Origin of the sequence: Actinomadura meridiana, from assembly GCF_039537545.1 — a bacterium.
GTDB classification, from domain to species: domain Bacteria; phylum Actinomycetota; class Actinomycetes; order Streptosporangiales; family Streptosporangiaceae; genus Spirillospora; species Spirillospora meridiana.
The window spans coordinates 538,624-559,189 of sequence record NZ_BAABAS010000005.1 but is presented as its reverse complement, the minus strand read 5'-3'; the positions used below and the strand labels follow the sequence as shown (position 1 = coordinate 559,189).

The 20,566-nt window shown below is 65.8% G+C and carries 7 protein-coding genes; 1 reads left to right on the top strand and 6 read right to left on the bottom strand.

Features of this window, described 5'->3' with window-relative positions; genetic code table 11:
• Positions 1 to 38: 38 nt before the first annotated feature.
• The 6 genes from ABD808_RS11815 to ABD808_RS11790 all read right to left on the bottom strand — a co-directional run bounded on the left by ABD808_RS11815 (position 39) and on the right by ABD808_RS11790 (position 17,522).
• Complete coding sequence (locus ABD808_RS11815) at positions 39 to 4,787, bottom strand: SDR family NAD(P)-dependent oxidoreductase (RefSeq protein WP_344894400.1); 4,749 nt, start codon at positions 4,785 to 4,787, stop codon at positions 39 to 41.
• Entirely contained in the window at positions 4,784 to 6,160 is a 1,377-nt protein-coding gene (locus tag ABD808_RS11810) for an acyltransferase domain-containing protein (protein WP_344894398.1), read from the bottom strand. Before ABD808_RS11810 ends, ABD808_RS11815 begins: the two co-directional genes overlap by 4 nt.
• A 406-nt stretch (positions 6,161 to 6,566) precedes the next feature.
• On the bottom strand, positions 6,567 to 7,175 hold the full coding sequence (locus ABD808_RS11805; protein ID WP_344894396.1) for a hypothetical protein: 609 nt from the start codon (positions 7,173 to 7,175) through the stop codon (positions 6,567 to 6,569).
• A 181-nt stretch (positions 7,176 to 7,356) separates the two neighbouring features.
• Positions 7,357 to 7,590 (bottom strand): hypothetical protein, encoded by a 234-nt coding sequence (locus ABD808_RS11800; protein ID WP_344894394.1) that lies wholly within the window; start codon positions 7,588 to 7,590, stop codon positions 7,357 to 7,359.
• Between the two features lie 35 nt (positions 7,591 to 7,625).
• Positions 7,626 to 8,528, bottom strand: a complete 903-nt coding sequence (locus tag ABD808_RS11795; RefSeq protein WP_344894391.1) for a hypothetical protein — start codon at positions 8,526 to 8,528, stop codon at positions 7,626 to 7,628.
• A 69-nt stretch (positions 8,529 to 8,597) separates the two neighbouring features.
• Complete coding sequence (locus ABD808_RS11790; RefSeq protein WP_344894388.1) at positions 8,598 to 17,522, bottom strand: DNRLRE domain-containing protein; 8,925 nt, start codon at positions 17,520 to 17,522, stop codon at positions 8,598 to 8,600.
• A 1,073-nt stretch (positions 17,523 to 18,595) separates the two neighbouring features.
• Between ABD808_RS11790 and ABD808_RS11785 the strand changes: the two genes are divergently transcribed.
• Positions 18,596 to 20,563: a DEAD/DEAH box helicase gene (locus ABD808_RS11785; RefSeq protein ID WP_344894385.1), complete on the top strand. Its 1,968-nt coding sequence runs from the start codon at positions 18,596 to 18,598 to the stop codon at positions 20,561 to 20,563.
• Positions 20,564 to 20,566 lie beyond the last annotated feature (3 nt).

Genomic DNA, 20,566 nt, shown 5'->3' with positions numbered 1-20,566 from the left:
ACGCCCGGGGTCAGGGTGCTGGGACGGCCCTCCGAGCATCAGGGTTCCGAGCGCGCGACGTGGCCGAACGGGATGGTTCGCATGTCTTCGATGCGGGCGATCAGCGAGCCGCCTGGCGCGACCGCGCACCAGGTCCCGGCGGGACGTATCCAGTGAAGTTGTATTCCCGCCGGGAACTCGTTGGCCAACCGCACATCGTCGGTGTCGCGAAACACCTCGATACGCCTGATGTAGCGAGGAATGATCAGCTCTTGGATCCCGTCCTCCACATGCAGGCCCTTGCAACGGGCAAGCGAATCGAGCAGAAGGCTGGGTATCGGAAGCCGCTTGAAAACGTCAGGGAGCGCATTCACATTCGGCCGCCACAACGCCACGGCTCCGAACGAGTGGGTCCTCCAGTCCCGAGTCGCCTGGAAAGGGCCCGTCAGATGTACGCGCGAGTCGGCCTGGTAGTACGGATCGACGACCGGTACCGTTCCATCGTCATCCCACCAGGTCGCTGTCGGCACCCGGTCCGGGCTTGGCGGTCCGGTGTCGACGGTCGCCCGAAAATGCTCACGCTCCTTGATCAGGCGTCCGTCCGGAAGCGTGACCGCGGAGGTCACGCGCACCAGGACCGACGTTTCGTCCCGGGAGCCGAGTGTGCGAACCGCCGTGACCGTGTATTGCCGCGCCTTCTGTCCCCGAACCCAGGCGTGGAAAGCGAGATCGCGAAACCGCCGGAGCGCGGCGTGCGGGCTGAAGTGCCGGGCCGCTTCGGCGGCTACGGCGGTGAGCATGGTGCCGGGCAGGGTCGGGACACCGTCCACCCGGTGATCGGCGAGGTACCGCTCGACCGCCGGATCGATGACGAGGCGCCACGTGGCCTGGTCGCCGCTTTCCACGGCGGGTTCTCCTAGGAAATAGCCGGGTGAGCGGCCCGGTTCACCGATTTCGTAGCCGGGGAACAGGCTCGCCGCGGATTCGTGGTCCTGCTCCCCGATGAAGGTGACCAGCGCATCGCGCGGTGGTTGCCGGACGAGTTCGCCGAAGAAGTGCGCGACGCCTTCGTCTTTCGACATGTCCGACGAGTGCTGAGCACGGCCCAGGAAGCCCTGGGACAGTTCGTCGGCGGCGAGGCCGACCTCCCTCCAGATGGCCCAGGCCACGGTGTATTCGTCATGACCACGCACCGACTTTTCGTATTGTGCGGAGTGGGCGAGGAAGTCGTTCGCCGATGAATAGTCCGATTCCCCAGGGTGCCCGACCAGGCCGGTCACGGAACCGAAATTGCACCACAACCGCACATCGGGGAACGACCGTTTCAAATTGTGGTAGCCGTTGACTTTGACGTCACGAACGCGCTGGAAGGTCTCCAGGGGCTTCCGCTCGATGTCGCCCGGGTGATGCAGACCGACGCCGTTGATCAGGAGGTCCACGCCGCCGCCGTGCTCGGCGGCGATGGCGTCGGCGGCCCGGTGCACGGCGTCGCCGTCGGTGACGTCGGCGGTGAGATACCGCACGGCGGCGTCACCGTGGCTCGCCCGAAGCCTGGCCAACGTCAGGCACGACTCGCGTGCCCGGACGAGGCGGTCGAAGCCCCGGTTGAGTTCGGCGACCGAGGCCGGTCCGCCCTGTTCGAGCCCTCTGGCTATGTGGGCCGCCCGATGCCGTGGGATGTCCTGGTCACGAGCGTCAAGGAGTTCGGGCGGGACCTCGTCCAGTCGTGAAGATCCGATGAGCCAGACCGTCGGAGAGCCAGATCGCAGGAGCCCCTCAACGGTCGCCGCCGTGATTCCACGTGCGCCGCCCACGGCGACCACGACGGAGCCCGGTCTCAGGGGAAGATCCTGACGTCGTCCTGCCGCAGGAACAAGGCGTTGCCGATAGCGGACGCCGTCCCGGTAGACGGTGACAGGCAGTCCACCCTGTTGCTTGATCTCCTCTTCGAGTTGCCACCAGGCGTCGCCGGGACCAGCGTCGGTGATGACGGCGCGCGAAGCACACTGGCGGAACTCCCACGCCAGGCTCTTGACGAACCCGGTGAACAGTCCGTTGTGAGGTGCCGGGGTTTCCGCGACGAACTCGTCGAGGAGCGCGACACCGATCGAACCTCCGTCCCGGAGGTCGCGGTGGAAGCGCTGGGTCGCGAGGAACAGTGCCTCGTGCAGATGCATGATCGTCTGCGGTGTCGTGGTGGGCCAGTCGGCGGGGTCGCCCTGCCCGACGACCACCCTGAGATGCCGGACCGTCCCGGGGAGACGATCGACGGCCACGCCCGGGTCGTCGTCCGGACCCACTGTGACGACGGGAACGGTGGTGTCGAGGAGAGACGCCGTCGCCTCGTCGGTCAGGACGGCACAGGCCGGTGGGAGGGGGCGCCGCGTGACCTGCGACGAAACCTGTTGCCGTTCCCATACCGTCACGTGCCGCGTGGTCACGGGGACGGCGGACCGCGCGGGGTCGGCTGTTCGTGGCGTGATCGTTACGGCTGGAGCCCCGCCGTGCCCGGTCAGCGTCGACGGCTCGTTCCGGGCCAACGCGGCGATCAGATCCGTGGCACCGTCGGCGGCGAGATACGTGCGCGCGCGTGACGGAACCGGCCGCCGCGACCGTGGGCGCGCGTCGGTCGACACCGCGCCCACTATGGGCCAACCGTTCCGCGCGGCGTCGGACGCCCTTGCCAAGGCGAACAGGAACGCTCCCTCGGCAAGACGTTCCTGTGGCACCCCGGCGACGGCGGCGGCCTGGGGTGTCGTAGCGCCGTTGAGCGCGAGCACCAGGGCCAGATCCACGTCTCCGGCGGAGAGGTACTGAGCCGCCGCGTACACCGCGACCTGGGTCGACGACGTTCCGGCGTCCAGTGCGATGGCCGGGCCGTGCAGGTCGAGATGGCTGGCGATGCGCGCCGGGATGACGTTCGGCATGTGCCCGGGCAGGGTGTCCTCGTTGGTCGCCGGTTGGTCGGCGCACAGGGCGGCGATGCCGCCGGTGACCGCCTTCCTCCAATGATCGGGTTCAAGCCCGCCGCGCGCGGCCGGGAGTTCGGCCAGGTCGTGGCGGTAGCTGCGCATCGTGACCTCACCGATGACCCCGGTCAGACCCGTATGCGCGGCGAAGACGCCGGTGGTCTCGGCGACTCGTTCCCACAGTGGCCCGTGCTCTCCGGCGAACCGGTGCGCCACCGCGAGCGCCATCAGCTGGGTCCGGTCGATGGTCCTCAGGGTGATCGGGGTCAGGCGCGTCGCCTCGGTGGGGAGAGCGGGGTGCGCGGTACCGAAGGACGACTTCTCGGCCAGGGGAAGCCCGGATCGCGCCCGGTCAAGGAGAGCGGTGGACGAAGGCGAGCCGGGCAGGTGGGCAGACCATGCGACGAGCACGATGCCGTCTCCACGCACCGGACGCGCATGGCCAACCGTCCGCTCGGGTCCGTCCTCGTCGCGAAGGATCTGGTACGCGTTGGTGCCCCCGAAACCGAATGCCGCGACACCCACCGTGCGGGGGCGGGCCGCCCGGGAAGGAAATGGGACGGTTTCGCGCGGCACGCTGAGCCGGGCGTTCTCCAGTTCCGGCCTGAGCGTGGCGATGGACGCCTGCGGGGGGACGGCTTGGTTGCGCAAGCCGAGGATTCCGTAAATCAACGAGATGGTCCCCGCCGCCCACCCGGCATGCCCAACCACCGATTTGATTGAGGTGCACAGGTGGCCCCGGGTGGTGAAGCTGTCGTTGAGCGCCTCGACTTCCACACCGTCGCCCATGGGCGTCCCGGTCGCGTGGGCGACACACCAGTCGATATCGTCGGCCGAGATACCGCCCGCTTCACACGCCCGGCGCAACGCGCGTTTCTGCCCTCCGACGTTAGGGGTGAAGATGGCCTTCCCCCGCCCGTCCGAGGCCGCGCCGAACCCGCCGAGAACGGCCAGGACCGTGTCGCCGTCCCGGCGCGCCTGGGCGAGGCGCTTGAGTACGACCGTGGCCGCCCCCTCGGAGAAGAGAGTCCCGTCCGCGTCGTTCCCAAGGGAACGAACATGCCCGCGACGGCTGAGACCATGAAGCTTCGAGAACTCCACCGCATTGCGAACCGTGAGGTTCTCGACACCCCCGCACACGGCGATGTCGATGTCGCGAGCGAGCAGCGCCCTCGTACCCAGGTCGACCGCGTACAGGCTGGAGGAGCAGGCGGTATCGACCCCCACAACGAGGCTCTCATCGGGCACGATTCCAGCGACCGCCGCACGGAGAATTCTCTCGGGCACATGGGCGGCCAAATCAGGGGAAGCCCGCGGGTAACAATTGCTCAACTGCTCCCGCACAGATTCGAGCACATTCTTCCGGCCCGCGACGCCTGGCCAGTGCCCAGCGATACGGCGTGCCGCGACGTCCACCACCATCGACTCTTCGAGAGCCTGGTTGGTGTCCACGGTTATGCCCACGTAGGCCGCGACTCGGTCCCGGGGACTCGTGGCGACGGTTTCGTACGCCTGAGCGACGGAGTGGCGCAGCCACCTGGCCTCAACATCCCCGCCCGCCTCGGCCGCCGCCGGATGAAGTCCCGGGTCACGGACGAAGCCGCCGCAGCACGTGTAGGTGCGATCGTCCTCATCGGGATCGGACGAGAGGAAGTTCGTGACCCTCGGCCATCGATCACCGGGTTCACCGAAGACATGCTCGCCCTTTTGAACAAGGTCCCAGAATTCATTGGGGCCGGAGGCACCCGGCACGACGAGGCCGATACCCACCACGGCGACGACGCCCTCGTCCCGATCACCACCAGACCGCGCGGACACGATGCTCTCCCGCACAGTCATTTACCTCCGCCCCGGGACTGCTGCCGGGCAACGAAATCGCTGACGAACCGGGCGACGGCTCGAAGGGTGGGATAGTCGGTCGGCCTCGGCGTCGCGCCGGGGACCGCCAGGTCATAGCCCTTGAGCAGCCTGGAGAACAGTTCGGTCTGCTTGACGCTGTCCACTCCCAGCTCGGCCTCAAGGTCGGCGTCCGGCAACAGCGCCTCGACGGGATAGCCCAAGCCGCTCGCGTAGATGCGCCGGGCCTCGTCCAGCACACTCCCCTCGTCAACGGCATCCGGCGCGGACGCGGCCGGTGGGGGCGGCTCCGTACCCCGTCCCCCCGGCGGCTCAGACGCGGACAAGAGAACCACCGGGTCCGCGACGACGGCGGCGGGCGACGTCTCCCGCACTCCCCGGCCGGGGACCTGCTCCCATCGGCCGATCTCGGAGTCGAGCCCCTGCTTGTCCATTGCCTGCCGTGACAACGGAGAGAACGTGCGCACCGCGGGGACGATCTTCTCGACGAGATCACAACATATTGATCTCGCACCACACTCCACATAACTTCGCACCCTGTCCGCATGCACCGTCCGTATTCCCTCAAGAAATCGAACCGGACGAACAAGGTGCCCGACGAGCAACTCCTCCACATCCCCGACACCGTCGACATAACGGTTGAGAACCGGCGAGTAAACAGGGGTCTCGCCATGTCGAACAGTAACCGTCGAGACACTTGCCGCAAAGTCCTCGGCGGCGGCCGACAATAGACGACCGTTGTGAAACGGATAGCTCACCGGAAGTTTCGTCGCCTGAATCCCCAGCACTCCGGCCAGCTCAAGAAGCGCGCCGAGCTCATCATCGGGTCCGGAGACGACGACCTGATCGGGGGCGTTGTCGAGCGCGATGGCGAGCGTCCAGGAATCGAGCGAGCGAAGCATGTGATGAGCCCGCTGATACCCGGTGTGCAAGGCGACCATTCCGCCGGATCCCTTGCTGTTCCGTCGCAGCGCCTCGTCCCGCCGCACGGAGAGAACGGCGCCGTCCTCGACACTGAGCATGCCGGACACCGCCAACGCGCCCATCTCCCCAAGGCTGTGCCCGATGAGCAGGTCGGGGTGGATGCCCGACTCGGCGAGAACCTGGAACGCCGCGACGCCGGTGCCATAGATCGCCAGGTGCAGGGTCGCCGGATCCTGCGCGGCGATCTCTCCTATCTCGGGAGCCCCCGGGTCGGACAGAAGCGATGAGACCTCACCGCAGCCGAACCCCCGCGCCACTTTGTCCACACCAGCAAGAACTTCTTCTACTTTCGGGTACTCATCCAGCAGCTTGGCGAACAGGCCGGGAAGGTAGCCGCCCTGCCCTGGAACAACGAACGCCGTACGCACCATGAGAAGAAAACCTCTCGATAAAATGCGGTCGCCGTCCCGTCTCCAGCGCGAATGCAAGCGAATAACCGAACCAGGCCGTAGCCAGGCGCCCAGACACGCCCCCACAGCCCCGGCTCACACGAGCAAAGGTCGCACCGTTAACCCCAGTATGAGTCGCCTGTAAGCATCCGTAAAGACTTGACTTGCTCACCAGCACCGACGTCCGCCTCCACCAAAGACGGCCCATGCTCAACACCTTCACGGAAAGACCGTCGTCCCCTCGGGGCGCGGACGACGGCCTTCTCCGTGTCGCCTCCCACCCTCGGCATGAATCCGATGTGGTCCTCGGCGCCTGCTCCGCGCGTCGGGAACCGCTTCAGGCCGCGTTCAGGAGGTGAACAGGATCAATGGGATGCCGCGTGCGCTCTCAGCACTCGGCGGGGATGGTCACCTCGGACCAGGCACCGGTCACGCCGCCCGTGGTGGCCTGGCCGCGTTCGAGGGAGTCCTGACCGCACGACCAGTCGAGGTTCGTGCTGAAGAAATGGGTGTTGCCGCCGGACCCGATGGTCTTCGTGCCGGTGGCGGTGGTGACCCAACTGCTTGTCGCGTAGTTCCAACGCTGGATCGTGATCGACACATCGGCCGATACGATGCCGCGGTTCAGCGCGTAGATGTACGGCTGGGTGCCGTACCCGGTGCTCCACGAGCCGACGACCTCGCTGCACGTCTGGTAAACGACGGCACCAAGGTCGATCTCCGGACCACAGGCGGGGTCCGTGGTTCGAGCCATGGCAACCCCCGTTCCGCTCAGGCCGGTGGCGAGAACGGCCGCACCCGTGGCCACCGCCAGGCGGTGTGACATGCGTAACTTCATCTGTTCGTCCTTTCGTGACGACGTGGTGACGTGATCACCACCCATTGAGTTATCGATCATTTCGAGCGTTCCATCAAGGTGCCGCTCATGTCCGCAGTCGGCCAGACAACAAACCGGAAACGTCGAGTATGCGAATACGCTCAGCACCACCTCGCTCACACTGAGCAACGCCTAGTTGCGGTGACGGCGGATCCGTCCGGTGGGGACGCGCCCAGTGAAGTTGTATTCCCGCCGGGAATTCGTTGGCCAACCATATGTCGTCTGAGTCGAGAAATACTTCAATGCGCCTGATGTATGGGGAAAGATCACCTCATGGATTCCGTCTTCTACGTGCAGCCTTTTAGTACGGATCGAGGACCGGTTCCGGGCTGTCGTCGTCCCACCAGTGGGCCGTCGGCACCCGGTTCAGGCCAGGTAGGCCGGTGCCGACGGTCGCGCGAAAATGCTCGCGTTCTTTGATCAGGCGTCCGTCCGGAAACGTGACCACAAAGGTCATCCGGACCAATATCGACGTTTCGTCCTGTGAGCCGGTGACGGTGAGGATAGTGCCGGGCAGAGTCGGGACACCGTCCACCCGGTGATCGACGAGGTCTCGCTACACAACGGGCATTAACGAAAGTCTTTCGGGTCCACATCATAAACAAGATTGAAATGCTCGAACCCTCTCACTGGTTTGGCCTTACCTGCGGGCAAAGCAGGGCCAAGAGCATGAAACACCTGCCAAATTGAAGGTTCATCATATTCGCCAATTGAATCTGTTGCCCGCAGCAGCAGACCACCATATTCCAATTCTATGACTTCCGAGAATGCCCCAGTCGCCGAGAGCGCTTGAATACCCCCCAGCTTCTGCGCAATATTCGGAGAGCAAACGGTCACCCAGGAGTACCCGCGAAGCTGCCGTTCGCTGCACGGCACAGTCTCTTCCACATCGAGGTCGAGGCTGGACTCAAGGGCAGTCCAATCCCCGACCCCATCATTCGAAATGGACCCGAACGACGCCCTTTGCGTTGTCGCCTGTCGCCCGAGAAATGCTACACATTCCTTCTGAAACTGAAGCGAATTTTGCCAGGAGACGAGGGAATTAGTTATTTTCAGAGAGAAGCGGAACCATTCTGGCGCGTCATATGTACTTTCAATTTCCAATCGCGCCATAGCTCGACTGGAAAACCCATGCCGGTCCAGCTTGCGCACCTCCACTTCGGCCAGATACGGAGTCTTCGAAAGTCCTTCCAGATACTTATGCCAGGCATGGTCGGTGAATATCTGGATTCGTTTCTTCGAGCCAAATTTGGGTGTCAGCGTCAACCCTGCCCACATCGCACCCGGTTCACCCAAGGGCTCGGTTTCGTCGTGAAGTGCCCGTGGATTGAGCGGATTTGAACTCACCAAGGAATGGAACGGCGAGGCCAAAATGCTGGCAAATGTGTCCTCTATCCATGAGAGAGCCACTCGATGATAATCGTCGACGACCCGTGACGTGGTAGTGATGGTCAGGACATCCCCGTATGCCATGGCACACCTCCTTGCAGGGGCACTCTGAATCCCGGGGTGAACGAGGTCACCGGCGCCGGAATCTCACTGCTACCAAGTATAGCCCGGACTTCCAGGTGCAGGTATTACTGGCAATGTAGGAGGCTGTATGTACGGAGCCACCCTGCGATCAAGCCAGTCTTTGAATCTTCCGAAGTTGGTCCCTCTTCGCCCTTCTGGGGCCGGACTAATCGGCGGCAACTTCGGGGGCTTGCGAGAGTCATAGGTGATGATGCCGGGGTCTGGCGGATAGGATGTGGCCGCCACTACCTCGCCGGTCTGGGTAACATAACCGAATCCCGGCCCTTCCATGTCGAAGCCTGCCTTGATTTTCAACCCCGCATAACGTGGGTCATGCTGAAAGCGCCATATATAATCCTTCAGCTCTGCTTTTCCTGTTCCCGCCACTCCGCTGGACTTGACCTCCCAGAGATAGAGGGTATCGCCGTCGCGATAGCAGATGTCCACCCTACCATCACCAGTCTTAGAGGGCTTTGCTCCTCGACTAGGGACGTCGGTTTCGCATTCGACTTGGACTCTGCCAATGGCGGACAGGTCACCTGTTCGAGCGTATTCCTGCATTCCAATTACACCAGCGGCGGCGTCTCGGGCTCGGTCGTGGCGAGGTGAATTGTCCCGCCAGGGTTTTCCAGCTTCTCTAGGATTGGAGCTCCACTTGTTTCGGTCATCCTCCGCGCATTGTCCAGTGCAATTAGGCAGGGGTGGTGGGTCACCTTTGAAGCGAACTGGCTGAGGGACGAAGGGGCGTACCGGGGCCGGTGGCAGCGGCGTGATGTTGGGAGTGCCGGGTGGCACCTTCCCCGGATCCTCAATGTCCTTGGGAGGCTTGACCACGGGACGCTTAGGCGGGCGTGGGGGTACTGGCGGGTTTCCGTTCTTCCACGGGTCCTGGGGCGGCGCGGGCTTGGGCCGCGGGCGCGGGGCGGAGCTCGCGGGCGGCCGGTAACCGCCTCCTCCACCTCGTGAGCCACCTCCGCCCCCTGAGCCGCCGCGGCCACCTCCACCGCCTGGCCCTGGTCGGGGGTGGTGGTCCTTGCTCGGCGGTCGGCCGATGGAGTCCTGGTCGGTGTCCTTGCAGCCTTTCGCGGAGGTGCTGGCCAGTACCCAGCAGGGGCTGTGGCCGGTGGGGTCGGTCAGGTCGATCGGGTCAGCGTTGGCGTAGCTGTAGCGGTTGGCCGCTACGGAGACGGGTGTGGGACTGAAGGCGATGTCGTCTCGGCTGCGGAAGCCGGCGGTGGCGGGGTTGTACCAGCGGGCGTGCATGTTGGTGTCGCCGGTCGCCGGGTCGGTCCAGCCGCTCTGGTACCCGAGGGTGGGTTGGGTTCCGGTGGTGGAGGTGACAGTGCCGGTGGCGTCGTAGGCACGGGTGGCGGCGAGGTTGCTGTCGGTGGCGAGGTTGAGGGTGGCGATCACGTCGTCGTGTTGGTTGGTCAGGATCGCCGTGGCGGTGCCGCCCTGCGTGGCGGCGATGAGGCCGCCGTCGGGGCCGCGGGTGTAGGTGGCGGTGCCGTCGGCGACCAGTTCGTTGCCGACGCCGCTGTAGGTGAGGTGTGTATCGCCGCGCTGGATGAGGCGGTCGAGGGCGTCGTAGCTGTAGGTGGTGCCGGCGGTCTCGGTGAGGTGGTCGAAGGCGTCGAACTTCCAGGTGTCAGTCGTGCCGCCGGTCGTCTTGGTGTTCAGGGTGCCGCGTGGGGTGTAGGTGTAGGTGCTGGTGCCGTCGCTGGTGAGCCGGTTGCGTTCGTCGTAGGTGTAGGTGGTGGCGCCCTTTTGGGTGAGGTTGCCTGCCAGGTCGTACTTGTAGCTGGTAGCGGTGCCGTCCTCGGTGACAGTTTGCAAACGCCCAGCGGGATCGAACAGGTACGTGGTGTCGCTCGGGCCTGCGTAGCCGGTCGTAGCCTTGGTTTTGAGCTGGCCAGCGCCGTTGTAGGCGTAGGTATTGGTAGCCAGCGTGGTTCCGGTGCTTGCAGTGAGTGTGTCGGTGGTGAGTTGGTCCAGTTGGTTGTAGCCATAGGTGCGGACTGGGCCACCGGTGCCGTACCGGGTTGTGGTGAGGCGGTCGTCGGTGTCGTAGCCGTAGGTGACGGCGCGTCCGGTCGCGGGGTCGGTGACGCTGGCGAGCAGCCCGCGGGCGTTGTAGCCGTAGGCGGTGGTCCCGGCCTGGTCGGCGCGGGTGGCGAGGTTTCCGTCGTCGTCGTAGGTGAAGGTGGCGTCCCCGGACGGGCCCGCAGTGGAGGTGAGCAGGTCACGGTCGTCGTAGGTGAAGAGGTTCTCGGCGCTGCCCAGGGCGGCCGCGGTCATTCGCCCGGCGGCGTCGTAGGCGAAGCGGCGTTCGGGCGTGTCGGTTCCGGCGCCGGTGCCGGTCTCGTCGGTGAGGTGTCCGAGCGGGTCGTAGGCGCGGGTGCGGACGACGCCGCCTGGATCGGCCTGGCGGACGGGTAGTCCGGCAGCGTCGTAGGTGGTGGTGTAGGTGCGGTTCGCCGCGTCCGGTGTCGAAGCGGTGGCGGGCTCGATGACCGACTCGGGCAGGTTCCACGAGTTGTAGGTGTAGTTGGTGGAGTTGTTGCGGCCGTCGGTGAGGCGTGTCTGGTTACCCGCCGGGTCGTAGCCGAAGGTGGTGGGGATCGTCTGGTCGTTGTAGCGGGGTTCGTCCTGGCGGACCAGTCGGTTCAGCGCGTCGTAGGCGAACTTGGTGGTGTAGTCGCGGAAGTCGGTGACGCTGGTTTTGTTACCGGTCAGGTCGTAGGTGTAGGTGAGGCGGTTGAGCGGGTTGCCGGTGTCCTTGTCCCGGCCGACGGACTGCGTCAGGGCGCCGGTGGCGTCGTAGGTGTAGGTGGAGTATTCGCCGGTCGGTTTGCCGACGCGGTTGACCAGTCCGTTGCGCTCGTAGCCGATGGTCCAGGTGTTGCCGTCGGTGTCGGCATGGGAGACGAGCTCGTTGGCGTGGTTGTAGCTGTAGGTTTCCACGACGCCGCCCGGCGAGGTGGTCTTGCTCAGGTTTCCGGCGGTGTCGTAATCGAGTCTGGTGGTGAAGAAGCGGTCGCCGCTGCCGGTGCGGGCCACCTCGGTCGCGGTGATCTGCTGTCCCAGGTCGTTGTAGGTGGCCTGGTTCTGCGCGCCGACCGGGCTGGTCTCCGACAACTGCTCACCAGTGGGCGAGTAGGTGTACAGCCATGTCGGAGTCGTTTGGTCTGCCCGGTGGGGGTCGGTGCGGCGCACCATCTGCCCGAGACCGTTGTAGAGGTAGCCGGTCTCGCCGTCCTTGGGGTCGGTGACCTTGGTGAGTTGGCCGATGGGGTCGTACTCGTACTTGGTGACCGCGTTGATCGTCCCGCCGGTCGGCTGCGTGTAGGGCGGGGAGGTGATCCGCGTGACCTGGCCGAGGCCGTCGCGGGTCGAGCGAACGATGTTGCCGTTGCCGTCCTGGACGGCGGTGACCTCTCCGAAGGTGTTGTAGCTCTGCCTGGTGGTCGTTCGAGTTGTGGCCGCGGGGCCGCCGCCCGTCTCCGTGGAGGTCGGCGGGGAGGTGGTCAGCGTCAGGTTTCCGGCCTCGTCGTAGGTGAAGTCCGTGCTGTAGGCGGCCGGGTCCGCGCCGTCGACGGCGCCTCGGGGGTCGGTGAGCCGGGTGGTGAGACCACGCTGGTCGACCGTGATCCGGGTGGTGCGGGCGGCGCCGTCGCCGCTGAGCGTCTCGCTGGTGAGCTGCCCGGCGTTGTCGTAGGTGTAGACGGCGGTGCGCTCGACACCCTGGTCCCACCCTCCGGTGGTGGTGGTCCGGGTGAGGTTGCCGTCGGCGTCGAACGCTCGGGTGAGGGTTCGGTCCAGACCTCCGGGAACAAGCGTCTGACTGGTGACCTGGTCGGCGGCGTCGAGTGTGTAGTCGGTGCGGGTGAACCCGTTTCCGGTGATCTCCTGGGCGAGGTTGCCTGCGGCGTCGTAGGCGTACTGGGCGTCGATGAAGTCACCGGTCGCGGTCTGGCGGACGTGCGTGGCGAGCAGGCCATCGTCGTAGTAGGTGTAGCGCTCCGTGCGCCCCATGGCGTCGGTGTGGCTGGCCTGCCGTCCCGCCGGGTCGTAGGCGTAGGAGTCGGTGACCAGGTCCTGGGCCTCGTCCTCGCTGGTGGGGTCGGGTTTGAAGCCGATGGCGGTGACGGTGGTGACCTGACCGAGGTCGTTGTAGGTGTAGGCGCGGACGGTGCCGGCGGCGTCGGTGACCCGGGTGCGGTTGCCGCGCTCGTCGTAGTCATAGGAGCTCTCGCCACCGGCGGGGTCCGTGGTGGTGGTCAGACGACCATGGTCGTCATAGTCGTAGGTGGTCGTCCTGGGAGCGTCACCGCCGGTGAGATCTTCGATCTTGGTGGCGGTGACGTGGGCGTCAGGGTCATAGGTGTAGGTGGTCTTGGCCGTGTGGGTCGTTCCGCTGAGTTGGTCCAGGACGCCGGGGGCGGTGACGGTGAGCGGGTTGGAACGACCGTCGTAGGTGAAGGTGGTCGTCAGTCCGGCCGAGTAGGTGGCGGTGATCTCGGTACGAGTGAGGACGCGCCCGATGCCGTCGTAGGTGAAGCGGAGCTTGCGGCCGGCAGGTTCGGTGGTCTGCGCCAGGTCTCCGTTGGCGTAGTACGTGTGGTGAGTCGTCTTGCCACCGGGGGTGGTCGTCGAGGCGAGCAGACCGGCGGGCAAGGTGCCGGAGTCGTCGGCGGGTTCGCCACCGGAGGTGTAGACGTACTGGGTCGTGCGGCCGTTGGGCGCGGCGGCGGTGGCGGGCGCAGTCTCGCTGGTCATTTGCCCGGCCGGATTGTAGGTATAGGTGGTCTGGTACGTGGTGTCGGTGGGTGAGGACGAGCGCGGGTCGCGGGAACTGGTCATCTGGTCGTTGCGCGGGTCCAGCGGATCGGCCTGGTTGAGGTAGTAGGCGTAATAGCTGGCCTGACACGTGGTACCGATTCGGCAGGTGACGCGGCTGAGGACGTTCCCCCTGGCGTCGTGGGTTTGCTGGGTGGTGTGTCCGTTCTCGTCGACCGTCTTGGCCAGGAACCCGCCGGCGTCGTACTCGTTGGTGACCTCGGGAGCGTCACCGCGCTGGAAGGAGATCAGGCGTCCGGCGTGCGCCGGGTCGTACCGGTAGTGGAGCGACTGGGCGTGCGGCCCGTCGACGGTCACCTCCCGGACGATCTGGTCACCCGTGCCGGACGTCGTGGGCGCGCCGAGCCGCCATTGGCCGCCGTCGACATCGGTGTACTGGCTGAGCCGATCCTCGCTGTCGTCGTAGGCTGCCTCGGCGTAGGCGTTGCCGCTGGGCAGCGTGGTCTTCGTCAACTCGGCGGACGACTGGCGTCCGAGCGCGTTGTGCGCCTGGACGGCGGGGAGTCCCAGCGGTGTCTGATAGACGGCGACCTCGTCGATGGAGCCGGCGAAGAAGTCCCCGGGTTGGCTGGGCCAGCCTTCGAGGTGCGCGGCCCCGACATAGGTGTACTTCATGTCGAGCTGGTCGATCTGCCCGGAGAGGGTGGCGACCTTGGCGCCGTCCAGATAGAGCGACTGGGTGTTGCCGGCGCCGGTCAGGGCGGCATGATGCCAGCCGCCATCGTTGACGGCCGCCGGAGCGGTCATCGGGGCGACAGCTCCGTTCCAGAACTGCCCACGCAGCTTGCCGTCCGCACCGACGTACAGGGCGGGGACGTGGTGGTTACCGCTGCTGCTTCCGCCGAACTCCATGCCTTGGTAGGCCACCAGCGGACCGGCACCGGTCGTCTTGAACCAGAGTTCCACGGTCAGGTAGTTCTGGTCCTGGATCAGCCGGTCGGGCAGCCGCACCATCGAGGTCGTTCCGTCGAAGCCGGCGGACTTGTTCGTCGTGCCGGGCAACGCGCCGTCGGCTTGCAGGCTCACCCCGGAATAGGTGCCGTGGTCGTTTCCGAGGTTGACGTCGACCTCGCTGGTCGCGTCAGTACCGGATTCGTCACCGAACCGGTAGTAGGAGCGGGGGCCGGAGTCCAGTACGGCGGCGCGGTAGTGGGAACCCTGGCCGTAGTCGTACTGGGTACAGGCGTTCTGTGGGGCGCAGACCTTGGTGAGACGGTCGCCGTCATAGGTGTAGGACCAGGTCAGCGCCGTCCCGGCGACCGGGCTGGTACTGACGGTGGCGACGTGGGCGCCCTGCCAGGTGAACGTGAGAGTCCGCTGGGAAACCTCGCTGGTGGCCGTCGCCAGATGACCGCCGGCATCGTAGGCCAGGATCTGGCTCTGGCCGAGCACGTCGGTTGTCTTGACCAGGCGTCCGTCGGCGCGGAAGTCGTAACGGGTGCCCGTGTCGTCGCGCAACGCCCAGCCGCCGCCAACCGGCTGGAGGGTGGCGGGTTTGCCCAACGGCGGGCCGAACGTGCCGTCGGGGTTGCGCCCGAAACGTAGTTCCCGGCCGTCGGCCAAGGTGACGACCACATTGCCTGAACCGTCGTTGTCCGGGACGACCCGCATGTCGAACCGGGTGGCCCAGCCGGCGCCGAACGCCAGATCCGTGCGCGGGTCAAGGCTGTTGTAGGTGCGACTCACCACCAGCCCCGGCCCGGCGGTGTTGACGGCCGCGTCCACGGCGTTGGTGGTGTAGTTGCCGACCTGAGGATCGAAGTCCTTACCCTCCTGGTCGGCGGCGAGGTGAGCGGTGATCTCCGGCTGGGGGACCCGGGTCACCAGATGGACCGGAGGCAGCGTGTTCGGGGTCGTCCCGTCGGTGACGGTGGCGGTCCACACGTAGTCCTGGTTCCACTTCAGTTGGCCCGTCGGCGGCGTCCAGTAACCCTTGGTCAAGGAGGGGGAAGAGGCGCAGACGGTGGTCGGCGCGTCCGGCGTACCTTCACAGATCTTGAACGTGTAGGACAGTGCCGAGGCGTCCGGGTCGTAACTGGTCAGCGACAGTTGCGGGGTCAGGGTCGGGGACGCGTACCCCGACCCCGGCGACACATTGGTGATCACTGGCGGGGTGTTGGCGACGGTGAGAGTCATCGGCAGCGCCGGCACGCCGGACGCGGAGAACCGGGTGCCGTTGGGCGCGTACATGTCCCAGTTCAGGACGTACTTGCCCGCGGGCACCTTGCCCACCTTCGCGGTCACCGTCGCTGAATGATTCGGTGCCACGCTGCCGGGCATCGCGGTTTTCACCGTGCCGTCGGTGACCAGATGCTTGTCGGCGTCGTAGAGCCGGTACCCGAGCTTGTAACCATTGGTGGACGTCCAGGTCTCCGCCCCCAGGTTGGTGACCGTGACTTTGATCGAGCCGTCCTGGTCGGCATAGACCGGTGTCGTCCAGGTGGTCGCCGGAGCGTATTTGGCGCCGTACTTGGTGTAGGAAACCTGTAGGTAGGGCGCCCCACCATCGCTCTGCCGGGACGTGAACTTCTTCCACCGCCGATTGTCGGTCTTGGATCCCTCACCGATCAGCAGACCGTAGTTCGGGATGGTTCCGTGCACCCATCCCTGAACAAGGTTCCGGCCATTGGTGCCCAAAGGGATCGACTCCCAGGCCGGCTTGCAACTCCAGGAGGACGTACCGGACGGCCGCCATCCATGTGCGAAACTTTTGGCAGCGAGGCTCGGCGACTTGTAGGACGGCCCCGGCCACTTGGTCGTCGTACTCGCTGCCCAACTCTGAGTGATCTGCCAGATGGTCACCGGTGCGGCCTGGCATGAGTACGACCAGTTGTTGAACAGCCCCAGATTCGCGCCCAGGATGTACTGGTTCTGAAGTTCGGACGAAACGTTCGTGAACCTCAGGAACGAGCGGGCGATATGATCGCCGCCATCATAGGTGCCGGCCTTCAGCTCATTTTCGCCGCTGTTGTTGTTGTCGTACGGGTACATCACGTACGTATCGCCAGACGTGGCGAAATTCCCGGTCACGATCTCACTGGTCGGGTCAACGGTCACAGGGAAAACCCTGTCCGGGTCCTTCAGCCAGCCCTGGTCCAGCCGCATCCGCAATACGGGCTGCCCGTTCAGCGTGATCAGCTCGTAGGTGACGCCATCGGACCGGACGCCTTCGCCAGAATGCTCACCAATCTTGGAATCGACCATGTACCCCGCGGGGAAACGAACCTTCACCGTCCCTGACGAGTCGACGAACTCCACCGAACCACCCGGGCCCATGCGTCCGGCCAATCCTTTGAGCCGCAACGGGAAAACCCACTCGGTCGGCGCCGAGGCGTCTTTGAGGACGATCTCCTCTTTGGCTCCCCCGTTGCGCGCGGTGAAGCGCACATCGCTGGACGGCCGCACGTCCGGGTACGTCACCTGACCGCCCTGGATCTGTCCCTCGCTCGGTGCGGCCGCGGCGATCCCGAATCCCAGACCCGTGTTCGGGTCCAGGTCCAGGCGCACCACGGACTCGGCGTTCGCCGATTTCGCGAACCATGGAGCGTCCTGGGCCGCCCGCGGCGCCCATCCGTCCTTCGCCGTCTTCACCGTCGGAGTCCCGGCGGCCGGGGCCAACGTGGTGTCGATCGGCGCCCACGTCCCGTCTCGCCGCTGGTAGTTCACCGGCTCGGCGTAGATCCGTTTGGTCTCAGTCCCGTCCTGATTGGCGAAGACCCGAACCCGCGCGGAACGCTTCTGCGGAAGCTCCCGGCTGGTCTTGGGATCAAAACCTGGCTTGTCCACGGGTTGTGCGTCCAGGACCTTCGGGTCGGCCGCCGTCGGGTTCACGCTCTGTGGCAGCTTCGGATCCTGATAGCGACGCTCGGGCCCCAGCGCCCCCTTCGGCCTCTTCGGAGCCGCCATCGGTCCGACGACCGGCTTGGCCTGAGACTTGCCACCACCGGAGCCGCCGGTTCCGTTCGGCACCGGGCCCGGCCGCGCCCGCGTGGACCCCGAGTCGGCGACATGCGACCGACCGGCGGCGGTGCCCCACCGCTGCACCGGCGCCGCCCTGTCACCGCCCGGATCGAGCACGGCCAGAGCCTTCAACACGACGATGAGCGCAACCGCGAGAACACATGCAATAAGAAAGCTGATCAGTTTACGCGCAGGCTCAAAACGTCGCCCGTTAATGGCACGCACCGACTGCACCTCTCATGCGAGCACAGCCGGGAGCGCGGGTGGCAAAAGCTGCCACACCGCAACTGCGGATGGGGTGAAGCGAACGGACTGATCTTCAACCGCCTACAGAAGACCGTCAAGAGCGAAAATGTTGTGATGTAGATCACATTTTCACCTCGTCGGCCAGAGTTTGAAGGCTCCAACGGTCATACATCTCCACAGCGTCCAACACCTTGAGTTACTGATGAGCAGAAGGGCGAGGACCCGCAAAAACTGACGGAATATTCCGCTGAGCTGCATAAACTCGCACCCCAAAATGACCCCCGAGCCAGCCGAGAAGACGGGCGGGGAGAGACGCTCGGCGACCGGCCCGACCGCCTTGTGAGGCCCGTGCGGGCCGAGGGTTCGGCACCAAGCGGTCAATGGCGGGAGCACGCTGGGCCGCGCGGTGGCGTGCGAAGGACCGCCTCCTTGGCAGAACCGAAGGCACGGCGAGCGATCGAGAATCCGAAATGCTCAGGTCACGCGAGCCACCTGGAAACCCGGCTCATACGCCAGTCAGATTCACTAATTCTCGCCGAAAGTAATTCAGAATAGTCTCGGCCTGCACCATCGGAGGTGCGCCGTCACCATTTCCTGGTGATTCAGAAATGAGGGCACAGCTCGTCCCCCAGCGGACACCATGTTGGTCCGTCACGGTCGGCAAGCACACCTGGGCGCGAACATCGGTCCCGCATCGCCGCGGTTACCGTCCGGTCGCCGTCGTCCAAATCGAGCTATCGCGAACCAGGTGGGGGCGCTGGCATCATGTGGCGGGGTTTGTGGTTAGGAGTGGGATGTCGGACGACGTCAGGGGTGTGTTGCGGGGCGCTCGGTCGTTGGTGGGGGCCGCGCGGGGGCTTTTGGGCGATCATCGGCAGGCTGTGGCCGGGGTGCATGGGGCGTTGGCGCCGTTGCGGGGGGAGGCTGCTAGGGAGCAGCTTCGGGGGATTCCGATCGCGAGATTGAAGGACGTCACCGACGGGCGGTTGCGGCTTGGGCCGTTGGAGGACGCCGGGTTCGAGACTGTCGGGGATGTGCTTGAGGCGACGCCGTATCGGTTGCAGTTGATTCCGGGGGTTGGGCCGCAGACGGCGCAGCAGCTCCATGCGGCGGCGGAGTCGTTGGCGGAGGCGGCGGAGAAGACCGCCAGTGTGCGGATCGATCTTGAGCGGCGGGACGAGGTGACGACGCCGCTGGTGGTGGCGTTGCATCGGCTGGTGGAGGCGGGGCCCGAGCTGCCTCGGGCGCGGGCCGCGGCTGGAGAGGTGGAGCGGCTGTTCGGGCCGTTGGTGCGGGACGCGCGGGTGGCGGGGTCGTGGTGGCGGAGGATTTTCGCGCGGGCCGCGCGAAAGGAGCGGGCGCGGGAGGCGGTTGGCGAGCTGGAGCAGATGCTGCGGGGTGAGGAAGCGCGGGGGACGTTGCTGTTGATGTCGCAGGCGTCGGTTGATTTGCTGCGGCCCGAGGTTTCCGGGGACGAGGCGTGGATCGACTTCGAGTTGCGGGCCTCGGACTACCAGACGCTGCTGGCCGAGTTGGCGGCGCTGGAGCCCGATATGGAGGCCGCCGAGGGGTTCCTGCCGGGTGATCTGGCGGCGCGGGTCAAAGCGCAACCTTTGGACGATGCTTATCGGCGGGTTTCGTTGCGCGGATATCAGTCGTTCGGCGCGCGTTTCGCGCTTGTTCAGCGGCGGGTGATTCTGGGCGACGAGATGGGGTTGGGGAAGACCGTCCAGGCGATCGCGGCCATGGCGCATCTGCGGGCGCGAGGGGCGACACACTTTCTGGTGGTGTGTCCGGCGAGTGTGCTGATCAACTGGGTGCGGGAGATCGAGTCGCGGTGTGCTCTGGCCGCGCATCCGTTGCATGGGTCCGGGCGGGACGCGGCTTTGGAGAAATGGGTCGCGGACGGTGGGATCGCGGTGACGACGCTGGCCACGCTTCATTCGCTGGACGTGCCGAAGGATGTCGATGTCGGGATGTTCGTGGTCGATGAGGCGCATTACGCCAAGAACCACGAGACGCGGCGGGCCCAGGCCGTTGCCCACTGGTGCGAGCGGACGAAGAACGTTCTTTTCCTGACTGGTACGCCCATGGAGAACCGGGTTGAGGAGTTCCGGAGCCTGGTCGCGCATCTGCGGCCGGAAGTGGCGAAGGAGGTCCGGCCCAGGGACGCGGTGATGGGCGCGCGAGCGTTCCGGTCGGCGGTCGCGCCGGTGTATCTGCGGCGGAACCAGCAGGACGTGCTCGTGGAGTTGCCCGAGGTCGTGCACGTCGACGAGTTGGAGGAGTTCAGCGCGGAGGATGAGGTCGCCTACCGGGCCGCGGTGAACGAGGGCAACTTCATGGCCATGCGGCGAGCAGCGTTCGCCGTCCCAGAGAAGTCGGCGAAGCTCGACAGGCTGGGGGAACTGGTCGAAGAGGCCGAGGCGAACGAGTTGAAGGTCGTGGTCTTCTCCTATTTCCGCGACGTTCTGGCCACCGTGAAAGACGCTCTGCCGAAAGTGCGTGGGCCGATCTCCGGTGACGTTCCTCCGGCGCGCAGGCAGGAGATGGTGGACGCCTTCGCCGAAGATCAGGGCCACGCCGTCCTGCTGGCACAGATCCAGGCGGGCGGGGTCGGGCTCAACCTCCAGGCCGCCTCCGTGGTGATCATCTGTGAGCCGCAGGTGAAACCGACGATGGAGACGCAGGCCATCGCCCGCGCGCATCGGATGGGGCAGGTGCGGACCGTCCAGGTGCACCGGCTGTTGACGCCCGGCGGTGTGGACGAGCGGATGCTGGAGATCCTCCAGGCCAAGGCGAAGTTGTTCGACGAGTACGCGCGCCGCAGCGATCTGGCGGAGCAGACCCCGGACGCGGTGGACGTCTCCGAGCAGGCCCTCGCTCGGCAGATCGTCCAGGAGGAGCGGGAACGCCTGGCTTCGTCCTGAGCG

Bases quoted from the DNA above. Each gene is read 5' to 3' on its own strand.
- ABD808_RS11810 (WP_344894398.1), bottom strand. From the start codon at position 6,160: ATGGTGCGTACGGCGTTCGTTGTTCCAGGGCAGGGCGGCTACCTTCCC.
- ABD808_RS11795 (WP_344894391.1), bottom strand. From the start codon at position 8,528: ATGGCATACGGGGATGTCCTGACCATCACTACCACGTCACGGGTCGTC.
- ABD808_RS11815 (WP_344894400.1), bottom strand. From the start codon at position 4,787: ATGACTGTGCGGGAGAGCATCGTGTCCGCGCGGTCTGGTGGTGATCGG.